The sequence below is a fragment of the Bacteroides sp. BFG-606 genome, assembly GCF_024788145.1.
In the GTDB taxonomy this organism is placed as follows: Bacteria; Bacteroidota; Bacteroidia; order Bacteroidales; family Bacteroidaceae; genus Bacteroides; species Bacteroides vicugnae.
The window spans coordinates 2,581,679-2,596,637 of the sequence record NZ_JANUIL010000001.1; the positions used below are offsets into that span (position 1 = coordinate 2,581,679).

Annotated in this window: 6 protein-coding genes; 2 read left to right on the forward strand and 4 right to left on the reverse strand. The window is 42.2% G+C overall.

Annotated elements, in window-relative coordinates; all coding sequences use genetic code 11:
* The first annotated feature begins 63 nt into the window (after window positions 1–63).
* Window positions 64–2,742, forward strand: coding sequence for a glycoside hydrolase family 78 protein (locus tag NXV01_RS09260; RefSeq protein ID WP_259022235.1), 2,679 nt, complete (start codon window positions 64–66; stop codon window positions 2,740–2,742).
* A gap of 125 nt (window positions 2,743–2,867) precedes the next feature.
* Entirely contained in the window at window positions 2,868–5,012 is a 2,145-nt protein-coding gene (locus NXV01_RS09265; protein ID WP_259022238.1) for a TIM-barrel domain-containing protein, read from the forward strand.
* 1,115 nt (window positions 5,013–6,127) lie between these two features.
* Here NXV01_RS09265 and NXV01_RS09270 read toward each other — a convergent pair.
* From NXV01_RS09270 to NXV01_RS09285, 4 genes are read right to left on the reverse strand one after another with little or no spacing between them, the layout of a single operon-like run.
* Window positions 6,128–9,223, reverse strand: coding sequence for a TonB-dependent receptor (locus NXV01_RS09270; RefSeq protein ID WP_259022239.1), 3,096 nt, complete (start codon window positions 9,221–9,223; stop codon window positions 6,128–6,130).
* 6 nt (window positions 9,224–9,229) lie between these two features.
* The gene (locus NXV01_RS09275) at window positions 9,230–11,002 is read right to left on the reverse strand and encodes a RagB/SusD family nutrient uptake outer membrane protein (RefSeq protein WP_217721344.1); all 1,773 of its coding nucleotides are present in this window, start codon (window positions 11,000–11,002) and stop codon (window positions 9,230–9,232) included.
* 14 nt (window positions 11,003–11,016) lie between these two features.
* A complete protein-coding gene (locus NXV01_RS09280; RefSeq protein WP_217721343.1) occupies window positions 11,017–13,848 on the reverse strand; it encodes a SusC/RagA family TonB-linked outer membrane protein in 2,832 nt (943 codons plus the stop codon).
* 33 nt (window positions 13,849–13,881) lie between these two features.
* Window positions 13,882–14,949: a DUF4961 domain-containing protein gene (locus NXV01_RS09285; RefSeq protein WP_217721342.1), complete on the reverse strand. Its 1,068-nt coding sequence runs from the start codon at window positions 14,947–14,949 to the stop codon at window positions 13,882–13,884.
* Between the last annotated feature and the right edge of the window lie 10 nt (window positions 14,950–14,959).

The following is a 14,959-nucleotide window of genomic DNA, read 5'->3' on the forward strand; positions in this document are numbered from 1 at the left end:
ATCTTATTGGGTATGAACGAAGGAATACAAATGGATTACATTGAAATATATAACTGATATGTTATGAGGAATATACGCTTGTTGTTTGTAGGATTAATAGGATGCTTTGGCTGTATGCCAGCATTTATGTATGGTAAGACAAAAGAAGCGCCTTTCATACTGACAGAAATGAAGTGTGAGAATCTGGTGAATCCTTTGGGGATTGATAATACTACTCCTCATTTCAGTTGGAAGCTGAAAGGTGATGGATTGAAAGGTAGACAAGCTTACTATGAGATACAAGTGGCTTCGGACAGTATTCTTCTGATACAAGATAAAGCCGATTTATGGAATACCGGAAAATTGAAATCCGATGCTTCGGTAATGGTGCCTTATCAAGGTGCTTCTTTGTCTTCCCGCTCATTATGTTATTGGAGAGTTCGTGCATGGGATTCCCAAAAACAGGCTTCGGCCTGGAGCCCGGTAGCCCGTTTTGCCGTTGGTATTTTGGATAAATCACAAATGCATGGCGAATATATAGGATCATCTGTTGAGGGAGGAAAGGTCTGTGCTCCTATTCTTCGTAAGAAAGTAAATGCAACAAAAGGGGAAACCACTTTTTTGCATGTGAATACATTGGGATATCATGAGGTTTATATCAATGGAGAAAAAGTTGGCGAGGATGTGCTGACACCTGCTGTATCTCATCTGACTAAGCGTTCATTGATCGTCACTTATGATGTAACTCCCTACTTGCAAGAGGGAGAAAACGACTTATTGATCTGGATTGGACAGGGATGGTATAAAAGTACTACTTTCGGAGCAGCTTACGACGGACCATTGGTGAAAGCGGAACTGAATGTTTTACGAAATGGAAAATGGGAAGTACTGACAAAAACAGATAGTTCATGGTGTGGGCGCGAAAGTGGTTATTCAGATACAGGGACTTGGCAGGCATTGCAATTCGCTGGTGAAAGAGTGGATGGAAGAATTTTGCCGACAGATCTTTCTTCACAAGCATTGAACAAGATGAAATGGGCTCCGGTAGTAACGGTGAAAGTCCCCGATCATATTGCTTCACCCCAAATGTGTGAGGTCAATAAAATCTATCAGAAACTACAACCTGTTTCTATAAAGCAATTGAATGAAGACACTTGGCTGGTAGATATGGGACGGGTACAAACCGGATGGTTTGAAATGTATATGCCTACATTGCCTGTAGGTCATGAAATAACAATGGAATATAGTGATAATCTGACTAAAGACGGAGAATTTGACAAACAGGGTGAAAGTGATATTTATATATCCGGTGGACGGAATGGAGAATGCTTTAGAAATAAATTCAATCATCATGCTTATCGGTATGTGCGTATTTCCAATCTTCCTGTAAAGCCGGAAAGAGAATGGATGAAATCGCTCCAGATTCACGGAGGTTATCAGCAAGCGGCCACTTTCGAATGTTCGGATGCCGATTTGAATGCCATTCATAATATGATTCAGTATACAATGAAATGTCTCACCTTTAGTGGATATATGGTAGACTGTCCTCATCTGGAACGTGCCGGTTATGGTGGTGATGGAAACTCTTCAACGATGTCTTTGCAAACCATGTATGATGTAGCTCCGACTTTTGAAAACTGGATACAGACATGGGGAGATTCCATGCGTGAGGGAGGTAGTTTGCCACACGTAGGTCCTAATCCTGGTGCAGGTGGCGGCGGTCCTTATTGGTGTGGATTCTTTGTGTTGGCTCCTTGGAGAACTTATGTCAACTACAATGATCCGCGACTGATTGAGAAATATTATTCTCAAATGAAAGAGTGGTTCAAATATGTTGATAAATATACTGTCGACGGTTTATTGAAACGCTGGCCTGATACGAAATATCGCGACTGGTATCTTGGCGACTGGCTGGCACCGATGGGAGTGGATGCGGGTGCTCAATCTTCTGTGGATTTGGTAAGTAACTGTTTTATCAGTGAATGTCTGGGTGCTATGAATAAAGTAGCTTTAGTGTTGGGTAAGAAAGAAGAAGCCGAAGAATTTGCAACCCGTAAAGAAAAGCTTAATAAACTGATACATCAGACTTTCTATCGTCCGAGTGAGGGTATCTATTCCACAGGTTCGCAGTTGGATATGTGTTATCCTATGTTGGTAGGCGTTGTCCCCGATGCTTTATACAATACGGTAAGAGAGAATATGATGGCTATCACTGAAGAAAAACATAAAGGACATATAGCAGTCGGCCTTGTTGGAGTACCCATTTTGACAGAATGGGCTGTTCAGAATAAAAAAGCGGATTTCTTCTATCAGATATTGAAAAAGCGTGATTATCCCGGATATCTATATATGATTGATAATGGAGCTACAGCAACCTGGGAATATTGGAGTGGCGAACGTAGCCGGGTGCATAATTGTTACAATGGCATCGGCACCTGGTTCTATCAAACTGTAGGAGGAATACGTCCTGATGAGGCTGCTCCGGGATATCGTCATGTCTATATTGATCCTCAAATTCCGAACGGGGTCACTTGGGCTAAAACTACGAAAGAGTCACCTTATGGTACTATTATTGTCAATTGGGAATTGAAAAATAGGCTGCTGAATCTTCAAGTTTCAGTTCCTTCCGGAACTACTGCCACTGTTTGCATACCCGATGCTGCTGTTTCGTGCAAGATGAATAAGAAGAAAGTTAGCGTTGAAAAGAAAACAATTGCCGTGGAAGAAGGTAACTATGATTTTGTGTTTGATTTGAATCATTAATAGTCATTCTCCCATAGGTATTATGCTTTTTAAAGGTAAGGAGAAAAGTAAGTTTCACTTAATGAAGAGTTGGTATGAAAATCCCGTTGATTTGAATTACTATATAATAATTTAAAGAGTTAAAAATGAGAAAGAAGTGGTCATTATTGCATGTAACAGCCTTGATCTTTATTACGCAAGTAACGTGGGCAGGTGATGTAAAAACAGAAAAAGTAACTTTAGTGGGGGAGAGAATAGTCGAATTTATACCCGAAAAATATGATGTAGCTCGAACCCCCTCTCTAATTCTATCTAATGAGCCGGTAAAACAGGGAGAAATACCGGCAGACTGGACATTGATCCCTCGTTTTACAACAGTGGACGGTAAAGCTAATGCTTCATTGGATGTTCCTGCCGGAACAAGCTTGTATGGGGGTGGAGAAGTAACGGGACCGCTATTGCGTAATGGACAAAAGACAAAGATGTGGAATACCGATAATGGTATGTATCGAGTGGATGGTGGGGCACGTTTATATCAAACCCATCCATGGGTATTGGGTGTTCGTCCGGATGGAACAGCTTTTGGCGTTTTGTTCGATAGCTTTTGCAAAGCAGAATTGGTAACCAACTCGGATAAAATAGAATTTAAAACAGAAGGTGCACCTTTCCGTACGTACATTATAGATCGTGAGTCGCCACAGGCAGTATTGAAGGGACTTGCAGAATTGACAGGAACTATAAGTATGCCTCCCAGGTGGGCGATAGGATATCACCAATCTCGTTTCTCGTATGTGCCAGAGGCTAGAGTAAAAGATATAGCAGATACCTTTCGGAAAAAGAAAATTCCATGTGATGTGATATGGTTTGATATCAATTATATGGATGAATTTCGCGTATTTACAATTAACGATAAAGATTTTCCCGATCCGAAGCGTATGAACAATTACCTACACGATCAAGGTTTTCATTCGGTATTTATGATTGATCCCGGGGTGAAAGTAGATGAAAACTATTTTGTTTATAAAACCGGGAAAGAGCAGGATGTTTTTGTCCGTGACATTTATCGTAATGAGTTTCATGGAAAAGTATGGCCAGGTGATTGTGCTTTTCCTGATTTTACCCGCCCGGAAACACGTTCTTGGTGGGCAGGACTTTATAAAGACTTTATGGCTAATGGTATAGACGGCATTTGGAATGATATGAATGAACCATCTGTATTTGACGGCCCCGGTGGATCAATGCCTGAAAGTAATATTCATTTGGGTGGAGGTAATTTGCCGACAGGTAATCATTTGATGTATCATAATGCTTATGGACGATTGATGGTGGAAGCCTCTCGTGATGGTATGATGGCTGCGAATCCGGATAAACGCCCGTTTCTTCTTTCCCGTTCCAATATTATTGGTGGACAGCGTTATGCAGCTATGTGGACAGGTGACAATGAGGCAACTTATGAACATATGAAACTTTCTGTTCCGATGTCTATTACATTAGGCCTATCCGGACAACCTTTCAATGGTCCTGATATCGGTGGATTTGCAGGCAATACAACTTCTGATTTGTGGGGGAATTGGTTAGGATTTGGTGCATTTTTCCCTTTTTCCAGAGGACACGCTTCCTGTGATACGAATAACAAAGAGCCGTGGGCATTTGGTAAAGAACTTGAAAAAGAATCACGCATGGCATTGGAACGCCGTTATCGGCTGATACCTTATCTTTATACAGCTTTCTATGCAGCTCATACTGATGGCCAACCTATCATGGCTCCTGTATTTTTTGCGGATCCAAAAGATCAGACTTTGCGCTCGGAGGAACAGGCTTTTATGCTGGGAACAGACATATTAGTAATTCCTGCATTTGCAAAGAATCCCTCTTTACCAAAAGGTATTTGGGAGGAATTGTCTTTGATAAAAGGAGATACAAAGGGTAAATATCAGGCTAAGCTAAAAGTCAGGGGAGGAGCTATTGTTCCTGTTGGAAAGGTGATTCAGAATGTAAATGAAAACTCATTTGACCCTTTAACTTTAGTTGTTTGTCTCGATAAAGACGGTAAAGCGGAAGGTTCTCTGTATTGGGACAAAGGAGATGGATGGGAGTTTCAAAAAGGAAATTATAAACAACTGACCTTTAAAGCAGAGTTAGCAGGAGCGCATAATCTTATTGTAAAAATGACAGACAGCAAAGGAGAAGAACAATTTGATTGTGGAATGATCAAAGTGGAAGTATTACATAACGGTCGTGTCTATAAATCTTCTGGCGATATGGCTAAAGGTATTACTGTGAATTTATAAAGGAAGAAAGAATTAAAAAGATTAGTTTATTTCATCATCTCTTTTGTATTGTGAGGTTCAGCTATGATAAGGAAATAGTTGAACCTCATTTTTTAAGTCCCTAAATGACTCATTCATAAATATCGCTCTCTCTAATAAATAGTTTTATGGATATTCACAGATTTCATCTTTAGTGGTGCAGGAATGAACTAAATCGTCTGTTTTATAGTAAATGATTCCTATAGGTTTTCCCCTAATGAAACAATAAATTCTTCCACATGATAAAAAAAGTATGCAGTCAATATAAAAATCAACGCATTGAATAAGAGAAATACTTCAAAGAGAAAGAGTGCTTTTGTTACTAGTATAAATGCTTATTGAATTTATTCATAACGGTACGGATTTAAGCAAAACCCTCTGATTTAGCTTTGGGTAATACATTGTGATTTGTACTCCTTTTATTGTCAATCTGTCAGGATGGTATCCAAGTGTTTGAATATCAGTTTTATATATCCTGACAATAGATGCTGACAATAGGCTGATAATAAAATATATATATTCCTATTGTCAACCTTGATTTCTTATCAAGTAGCTTATTGTGAGGTTAATAAAGTGAGACTTTATAATGAGAGATGCCGGTACGGTTGCGTTGAGAAGCCTGTATAGTTACGCTGAGATATCGGTATTGTTCCATTAAAGTGTCGACATTGCTAACTTCCCACGGCCGTGACGAGATCTTCCCACGGCCGTGGTAGGAACTCTTCACGGCTGTGGGAAGAAGCTACCACGTCCGTGGTGAATTAACTATATCGGCATCCTGATCGACAAATAGTTACTGTATGATGGAAGTATAACGGTTGTATAACGATTGTTTAATGGGGATTTGTCACAAAAGCTAAGTAGAACCGGATGGATAAGCTTACTATCGGAGTGATGTGAATACAATCAGTGATGTTGTTATTGTTCATTTCTGCACCGGTTAAAGGTGAAACTTCTAAAAGCTCCTTTTTGAATATACACAGGAGAAAGGGTGAAGTGGAGGCACATTGACATAGGCAGGAAGAAGTAAAAAAAGGGATGCATTACATGAATGCATCCCTTTTTATCAATACTGCTATGAGAAATTTATCGTTTTATTAAAATGTAAGTTGTACTCCTAAGTTAAACACGCGTTGATTCATGTATGCATCACCGGCGGAGTTGGACTTGATTTCCGGGTCTTGTTGATACTTATCAAAACTTGTCCATGTGAACATGTTGTAAGCATTGAGGTAGACACGGAGGTTTGTAAGCCACGAAGGCAATACTTTCGTAGGCACTTGATAGGAGACGTCGATAGTCTTCAAGCGGATGTACCAGGCATCAATCAACCAAAAATCGGACATATATGCTGCTGCGCTGTTTACAGTCGACGGATTGCTTGTTAAGCGCGGAAATTCGATGGCTTCACCGTTCAGGTAGCGTTCCAGTGTCCAACGTTTCTGGTGTAGGGGTTGGAATTGACTCTTGAAAGGTTCGATGCCTGTGCCGTTTACCGAGAAACTGTAGTTGAAAGAACCTTGGAAGAGTACGCTTACTGACAATCCTTTCCACGAACCACCGATTGTCCATCCCAGTGTGGTGTTGGGTAAGTTTGGCTTACCAATAGCTCCCTTGTCAAAGTCGTTGATAACACCGTCACCGTTCAAATCTTTGTATTTCAAGTCGCCGGCTTGGATAGGCACGTCGGTATTGGGCACAGCCGGTGCATTTGCGGCTCCTGCATGAATCAAGTCCACTTCTTCAGGTGTATAATAACCGATCCAAGTGTATCCGAACGGTTGACCGATAGGGCGACCTGTTGCTGACAACCAATCGTATCTTTGTTGCGCTTCAGCATTAAATTCTACCTTATTTTTAGCATACGAGAAGACGAAGTTGGTGTTGAAGTTGAACTCGCCGAAACGGTCTTGGTAACCAATTTGTCCGTCGAAACCCATATTGCTGGTGCGTGCCACATTGATAGGTGAAGTTCCCACACCCAAAATTTGAGGTATGTCGTTACGCTTCACAAGCTGATTGTATCGTCTGTCATAGAACCAGTCGAAAGTGAGTGAGAAGCGGTCGAATGCATTAAAGTCGAGACCTATGTCAAACTTTTTGGCTTCTTCCCATGTCACACTGCTATTACCAAGGTCACCTTCCGTAATAGAAGTGGAAGTGACATCGCTTTGTCCGAAATTATAGGCGTTATCCGTTGCTGTATATATCTGGTTGTAAAGGTAGCGATTACCCATAGCTACGTCCGAACCTACAATACCATACGAAGCTCTGATTTTTAATAGTTGGATGAAAGAAATGTTATCCTTGAAGAACGATTCTTCGGAGATACGCCAACCCACACCAACAGCAGGGAATATTCCGTAGCGGTGTCCTTCGGCAAAACGGTCGGTACCATTGTATGCAACATTGAAGTCGATCAGGTATTTATCTTTATACTTGTAACCTATGGTAGCGGTAAGTCCCTGAAAGTTTTCGGGAATCTTTTGTCCCGTATCGTTTGGATCTTTTTCTACGGTACGGCTTTGGCGGCTATACAGTAGCGTGGCACTAACGTCGTGTATTTCATTGAATACGCGTACATAGTTGATGGAGGCCTGAACATCCAGATTTTTCACAGCCTGATTGGTTCCAGCCGTCAGAGCATACTGTGAATAAGCATATTTACGGTTGGGGTTGATGTTGTACTGATCCGTAGTAGGATCATAGTGGTAGGTAGGATATGCATCTTTTCCCCGGTTTACCTTGCGGAAGACTTCGTCGATAGTAGAATAAGCTATACGTGCATTGGCCGACAATCCTTTGGTAAGCCAATCCATCTTCCAGTTCACACCGTAGAGAATGTTGTTATCGTTACGGCGTGTACGCGTGTAACCTTCGTTAGCCAAACGTGCATTCAATGTAGGTCCATAACCGTCTACATCTGAAAGGTAAGCATACGATCCGTCCGGATTGAGTACCGGTGCCGAATAGGGGTGCATGGCGGTAAAATTGTAAATCTCACCTGTAGCATTCAGACTACTCGGTTCGTTGATATTCATGAAGCGCGAACTGAAGTCCAGACGCATAGTCAGATTATCAGTAACTGTAAAGTCCAAGTTGGTACGGTAATCAAAACGGCGGTAAAAATAGCCAGTATTCACATCGTCATCTGCTTTAGCAAAGTTACGAACCAAACCGCCTTGTGAGAAATAACCACCGGAAACAAAGTATTTCAAACGTTTGGTACCACCCGATACGTCGACATTGATGTTCGACTGCATAGCCGACTCCTTGAACACTTCGTCGTACCAGTTTACATTAGGATGTCCGTATGGGTCGGAACCGTCTTTAAACAGTTCCAAATCATGTTGTGTAAACATTTTTGTCAAACCATCGTTAGTACGTGCCTCGTTAACTAACAGGGCGGTGTTGTATGAGTCTAAGAAGTTGGGTTTACGGACAGGTATCTGGCCACCAGCTTCTGCACGTACATGGATCACAGGTTTTCCTTCTTCACCGCGACGTGTCTTGACAACCAACACACCGTTAGCCCCCTTGATACCATAAATAGCAGTAGTGGATGCATCTTTCAATATAGATATGCTTTCAATCTCATTGACATTGATTTGCGACAACTGTTCGTAACTGTATTCCACATCATCAACCATAATAAGCGGTTTGTTACCGTCCTCATTCAAGGAGCTGACACCACGGATAAAGAAGTCGGAAGCATCTTTTCCCGGCTGACCGGAACGTTGTTGACTGAAGAAGCCGGGCAGTTTACCCGATAATGTATTCTGTAAGCTACTTGTAGGAACTCTACGCAATTCGTTGGCTTGAATACCGCTTACGGCACCGGTCAGAGTGATACGTTTTGCACTACCGCGACCTGTGATAACAACTTCGTTCAGGTTGTTGGCTTCGGAAACCCTCAATGCGATATTCAGTGTATGTTGCTTCGTTATTGCTACTTCCTGATTTTGATAGCCTACAAACGAGAATACCAATGTTTCGCCGCGTTTCACTTCCAGCGAATATTTTCCATCTATATCGGTGATAGTACCTCTTCCGGCTCCCTTTACCAGAATACCCGCTCCGATAAGCGGTTCGTTGCTTTCCCCATCAATAATGGTACCGCTTATCGTAAACGATTGGGAGTATGCCTGTACAATGCAGAGGAGGCACAAGAATGTTATAATTACTCTTTTCATAAGATATTACCAATTAGGGTTTTGAACCATATTCTTATTTTTTATTACTTCCGAATAAGGAATCGGATAGAAATAACGTTTATTGTCCCATTGTACATTGAGCACAGCTTGCGGAATGTAGGTCGTGGAAGTCTGTGATTTAGTGATGTACATTCCTTGAATAGGTTGTGCATAGACCTGTTCGGCAAGTCGCCAACGACGAATGTCCCAATAGCGATGCTCTTCAAAAGCCAATTCGATGCGGCGTTCATTCTGAATCACTTTACGCATTTCTGCTTGCGTTAAATTATGTGTCAACTTATCGGTTGTTAATCCATACAGATTATTATCACCGGCTTCGATACCTGCACGTCTACGCAGGGCGATGATAGCATCGTACACAGCTTGCGAAGGAGTAGACAAATATTCGTTTTCAGCTTCGGCAAAGTTCAGAAGTATTTCGGCGTAACGGAACATCACCCAGTTGTGTTGTGTGTCTTGATATTCGTTGGCTGCTTCAAAATCACCCATAAACTTACGCATGTAATAACTCGTGAGTGAGTATGACGAACCAAGAGGATTATTGGCTCCACCCTGCCATGTTTCCATCGTAGAGTTCACCCATGACGAACCATTGTGTATAATGGTATATTCCAAACGTGGATCACGTTGTGCGTAAGGAAGCTGTTCATTGTATTCATATTTACCTTCCTTGATGAAGTGACCGTCTTTCATAAGGAACGCATCAACTAAATTCTGCGTGGGATTGGTGCGGCCATTTCCTTGTTTGGCACCGCTAAGTCCCAATGGACCGTTAGCTGTTTCCACCGTCTTATCCATTGCGTTTTCACGGAAGAAGATAACTTCTTTATGTTCGTTTGAATACCAATTGGTAAATATATTCTTGAAATTATCGTCAAGTCCCATGATAGCTCCGTCACCCGTTCCGTACGTGTTAATAAAGTTGCGGGCGGCATCGGCTGCTATTTTCCAACGTTCGCGATCATAAGAGGCATATCCTATCAACTCGTTACCAGGTTCAATGGGCTTTTCGTTGAATAACGGACTTGCTGCGTAGAGCAATACACGAATCTTTAGCGCCTGGGCAGCTTGTGTGTTTACTACGTGTGCGCTAGCGGCGGCGTCAGGTAGTGGCAGCGAACGAAGGTCATCCTTGATATCGTCAAGCTCACTTACAATATACTTGATACATTGCTCGAACGTGCTACGTGGTAATTCGATGTTTTCGTTCAATTCGTACACTTTATCACCGATAATGGGTACTCCACCGTAGCGCTTCACCAATTCAAAATAGAAGTAAGCACGCAGGAACCGGGCTTCGGCTTTCATAGAATCATTGAGCCTGCGTGTATTACCGAGTGCATCAGTGTAAGTAGTGTTGAAAGGTACTACATCAATTCCACTCAACAGAATATTCACGCGGCGAATCACCAAATAAGGGTCGCTCCAAATCATATCCGAGTTAATAAGATTAGAGGCACTGTAACGTCCGATGGCCAGTTTGTATACATCAGACTCGGACGAATAGACAGAGAGCGCATCATCGGAAGCGGCATCCAAGTAGTCACCATTTACACCGTTGTGTCCATTGCGCATGTAATAGTAGATGCGGTTGAGATACTTACGTACGACAGTTCCGTTGGAATCGGTCTTCGAGAAGAGATAATCTTCTGTAAACATATCTACAGGCGTACTCTCATAACTATCTGTACATGCGGCAGCACTCAATAACAGCATAAATGCTCCTACTGCCCATGTGCCATATTTATTTTGTTTCATATCCATCGTTTTTATTAGAAGTTAAGATTGATTCCAGTCGTAATGGTGCGTTGTAACGGATAGCTGGTGAAGGTAACTTCAGGGTCTTGCAAGCGGGTACGTGACCATGTGAGTAAATTTTGTCCCTGTACAAATATCTTTACGCGCAGTCCGCCTAAGTAATTACGGCAGAAGTTTTCGGGTAGTTTGTACGATACGGTGGCGTTCTTGAGACGAATATAGTTTCCGTTCTGTACAAAGAGTGAAGAGTTCCAGTTGTTTCCGTAGTTGTACATATTGCCTCCGGCAGTCAGTCTCGGATACGTAGCAGTTTCAGCTGTTTCGGGTGTCCAACGATTCAGTAGATTGGTGTAAGCTTGTCCGTAGCTTTGTCCGATCACTTGGAATCCTTCGAGTAATGTGCGGTCGCTATTATATAAATCGCGGTTGTAAGCACCTTGGATAAGTGCTGTAACTTCCAGCCCTTTCCATTCAAAGCCTAAGTCAATACCAAAATAGCAAGTCGGTTTATCGCCACCAATCACAGTACGGTCGAATTCGTTGATTTCGCCGTCACCGTTCATGTCTTTGTATTTCACGTCACCGGCTTGAATATTGTTGAAGCCGTTCATTACGGGATATCCATCGGCTATATCTTTAGCTGTGAGGAATCCGGTAGCCACTAATCCGTAGATGGCACCGGTGGGTTGACCTGTTGCTCTCAGATAGTCGTAAGGTACGTATTGCTCGTCCATGAACAACCGTTTATTCTGTTCCATACTCCAGTTGGCAGATACATAATAGTTCACTTTACCAATGTGGTCTTGCCAGCTAAGTTGTGTTTCCAATCCGTAGTAACGTGTTTTTCCGATATTTTCTGCCGGATAAGCAATGCCTAGCAATTGGATGCTCTTACCACGTGATTGCAATATATCGTAGTAGTAGTCATTGTAATAGTCGGCCGAGAAGGTCAACCGGTTCTTTAATAAGGTTAAATCTAAACCTACATTGACTTTCCTTCCTTTTTCCCATGTCAGTAGGGTATTTGCCAATGGGGATATTTCCGATACTGAACCTCCGTTGCTCATGGATGTACCATTGCTATACCAGAATCCGCCATCTTCATTGTATCTCTTTAAGTAGCTGAAGTATCCGGCATTGTCGATTCCGTTTCCTGTATGACCGTATGTGGCGCGTAACTTGAGTTGGTCTATCTTTGATGCCTCCATAAACTTCTCTTTGCTGATATCCCAACCTAGGCCTACTGCCCAGAATGTTCCCCAGCGACGTCCATTGTCATAGCGGTTGTAATAACTTTCCGTTACGGCTGCTTGCGCGAAGTATTTGTTATCGTAATTGTATTCAACTTTCTGTCCGATGTTTGACGGAATCATAGGCAGGTCGTAGTTGTTGAGTATAGTACGTGTATCGCCCCAGAGCGAAGCTTTCACACCGTGCATACCAAATTGACGTTCCCAATCTACATACATTTTGCCATACATATATTGGTATGTCGATACCGAACGGTAACTGTTGGTTTGTGAACTCACATCTCCATACTTGTCATAAGCTTCGTTGCCTTGTTGGGTTATGCTGTATTGAAATACTTGTGCCTGTTTGGTGCGAACGATGGCATTGCGCACTTGTGATGAGATGTTTCCCGTTGCACCAACGGAAAGTCCTTTCACCAATTTGTCGAAGTCATATTTCAAATTAATAGTTCCTACGACATCGCGGGTATTGCTTGATATATATCCCGAACCAGTGGTCTGTGCATAGAGATTTTGTGTATACGAAGCGTTACCACCATACGTTCCGTTGGGATTTAAGACGGGATAAGCATTGTTGGGAGTCTGCCATACGTTGCTCAAAAGGTCGCTGTATCCTGTCCCCGAAATACCTCCGGGTTGGTTCCCCTCTTCTATACGTCCCATCAAGGACATACTTACCTTAAATTCATCTGTCACGTTGATGTTTACCTTCGATGTGATGAGATATCGGTTGTACTTGAAATTAGTATTGTAGCTGTTAGCATCGTTTGTCTTGAACAATCCATTTTCGCTGTAATATCCCAAACTGACAAAGTATTGGGCTACCCGTCCGCCACCTGTTACATTCAGGTTATAGGCTTGCGACGTAGTAGAATTGTTCATAATGGCATCTTTCCAATTTACGTCGGGATGCAAATAAGGGGAAGTTCCATTGCGATAGGCTTCAAAATCATCATACGTATAGAGTGGTGACTTGCCATCATTAAGCAATGCTTCGTTGAGCAAATAAGCATATTGATAAGCCGAAAGTGGATTTGGACCGGATTTCAATGCACTGGATATACCAAACTTTCCGGTGAGTGAGAGATGGAAACCGCCTTTTGCATCAGGATTTTTGGTAGTGATAATCAATGCACCACGTGAACTGCGCATTCCTAAAAACATATTGGAAAGAGCATCTTTTTGAATGGTAACCGATTCAATGGCTTCGGGATCTATGGAATACAGGTCACGTTCCACCCCGTCGACAATGGCTACAGGCGACTGTCCGCGTGCTGAAATGAGAAATTCCGAATTATCTCCGTAGATACCTCCACCTACATTAGGAATGGCTCCTACTATATCGGATTTGGTATTGGCATCAGTCCGTAACAGTTGCATGCCACGGAAAGGTGATACATTAAGACCTTTCAATCGTCCTTGCAATCCGGTAAGGATGGTAGCCGACTGATATTTTACCAAGTCGTTGGTATAAACCGTCGAAGATGCTCCTAGGGTATTACTTTTAGTGTGCGCCACACTGTCTGCCGGTGCATCTTGTGCCTTTAGTGCGACGGCAGCTACACATAGTAGTCCCGTCGTTATCATTTTATACATATTCTGTTTCATTATCAGTAGAATATAGGGTTATCACTCGCAATAGAACGTATATATGAATGGTTCCTTCTGCGGTGGAATAGGTATGTTTAACATTACAAAGTCATCATCAGACTGCGTAATGGAGATAGAACCATCGGCATTGGTGAAGGCATATTCAATATTTACAAGCTCTGTTCCTTCAGGTACATTGAAGAACCCTTCCGGCCAAAATGTGATATTGTATGTTTTTGTATACTGATTCTCTCGTTTCATCAGGGTCTTGTCACTTTTCTCATTTACGGTATAACGGTGTCCGTCGCTACCTACCGCCGTTCCTTCAAAATAGATCTTATCGGCCTTGACAAGTGCATTATCCTCGTCCATGCCTCCTATAAAGCTAAAGGTAATAAAGTCATTTTGCAATGCTGTCAATGGGGTGGTTTTGTTGAAGTGTTCGCTACAGAAGTCCGTAACAAGTCCTTCACCTTCTACTACCTCAAAGCATCCGGCTTCTTCACATTTCTTTGCATCCGCGCTTGTACTGAAGTTATCGTCAGTACTGTTAATAAAGAATGATGGTTTGAAACGCAGGTTCTTGTTTCCTACGGGTACACGGACATAGATTGTAAAATGAATCTCCCCTGCAACGCCGTTATAGGGTTTTGTCCAATAGGCTGCCCATTCCATATCTTCCAGAATATTGGTACCTACACCGTATTCTTGCATGAGAGCGGCCGACCATGACAATCCTTGTTTATTGCTAGGCTGTTCGGTTGATGGTATAAGCGTCATGTTTTGCTCACCTATATTCGGATCAAATGTATCTTCTGTGTATGAAACTCTGGCATTTTGTGCCAGATTCCAACTTTTTGGAGCCAAGAAACCGAAAACAAGTCGTTTGTCATTGCGTGGGTCTCCTTCTACCTTAATGTGTCCATGCATTTTGAAAGTAGCAGTCATTCCGGCCTTTGCATAGTTTACGGCTTTTCCGTCTATCATTTGGGTTATATCGACAGAATCGATAAAGAGGCAACTCATAACGACGAAAGTCATAAGTATAGTTGATAACGCTACGATGTGCCGTTTGCGTTGAAGCAAGCTGATTAATTTCTTTTTCATAAAGCGTTAT

Coding starts and splice junctions, on each gene's coding strand:
- NXV01_RS09285 (WP_217721342.1), bottom strand. CDS start 14,949: ATGAAAAAGAAATTAATCAGCTTGCTTCAACGCAAACGGCACATCGTA.
- NXV01_RS09280 (WP_217721343.1), bottom strand. CDS start 13,848: ATGTATAAAATGATAACGACGGGACTACTATGTGTAGCTGCCGTCGCA.
- NXV01_RS09260 (WP_259022235.1), top strand. CDS start 64: ATGAGGAATATACGCTTGTTGTTTGTAGGATTAATAGGATGCTTTGGC.
- NXV01_RS09275 (WP_217721344.1), bottom strand. CDS start 11,002: ATGAAACAAAATAAATATGGCACATGGGCAGTAGGAGCATTTATGCTG.
- NXV01_RS09265 (WP_259022238.1), top strand. CDS start 2,868: ATGAGAAAGAAGTGGTCATTATTGCATGTAACAGCCTTGATCTTTATT.
- NXV01_RS09270 (WP_259022239.1), bottom strand. CDS start 9,223: ATGAAAAGAGTAATTATAACATTCTTGTGCCTCCTCTGCATTGTACAG.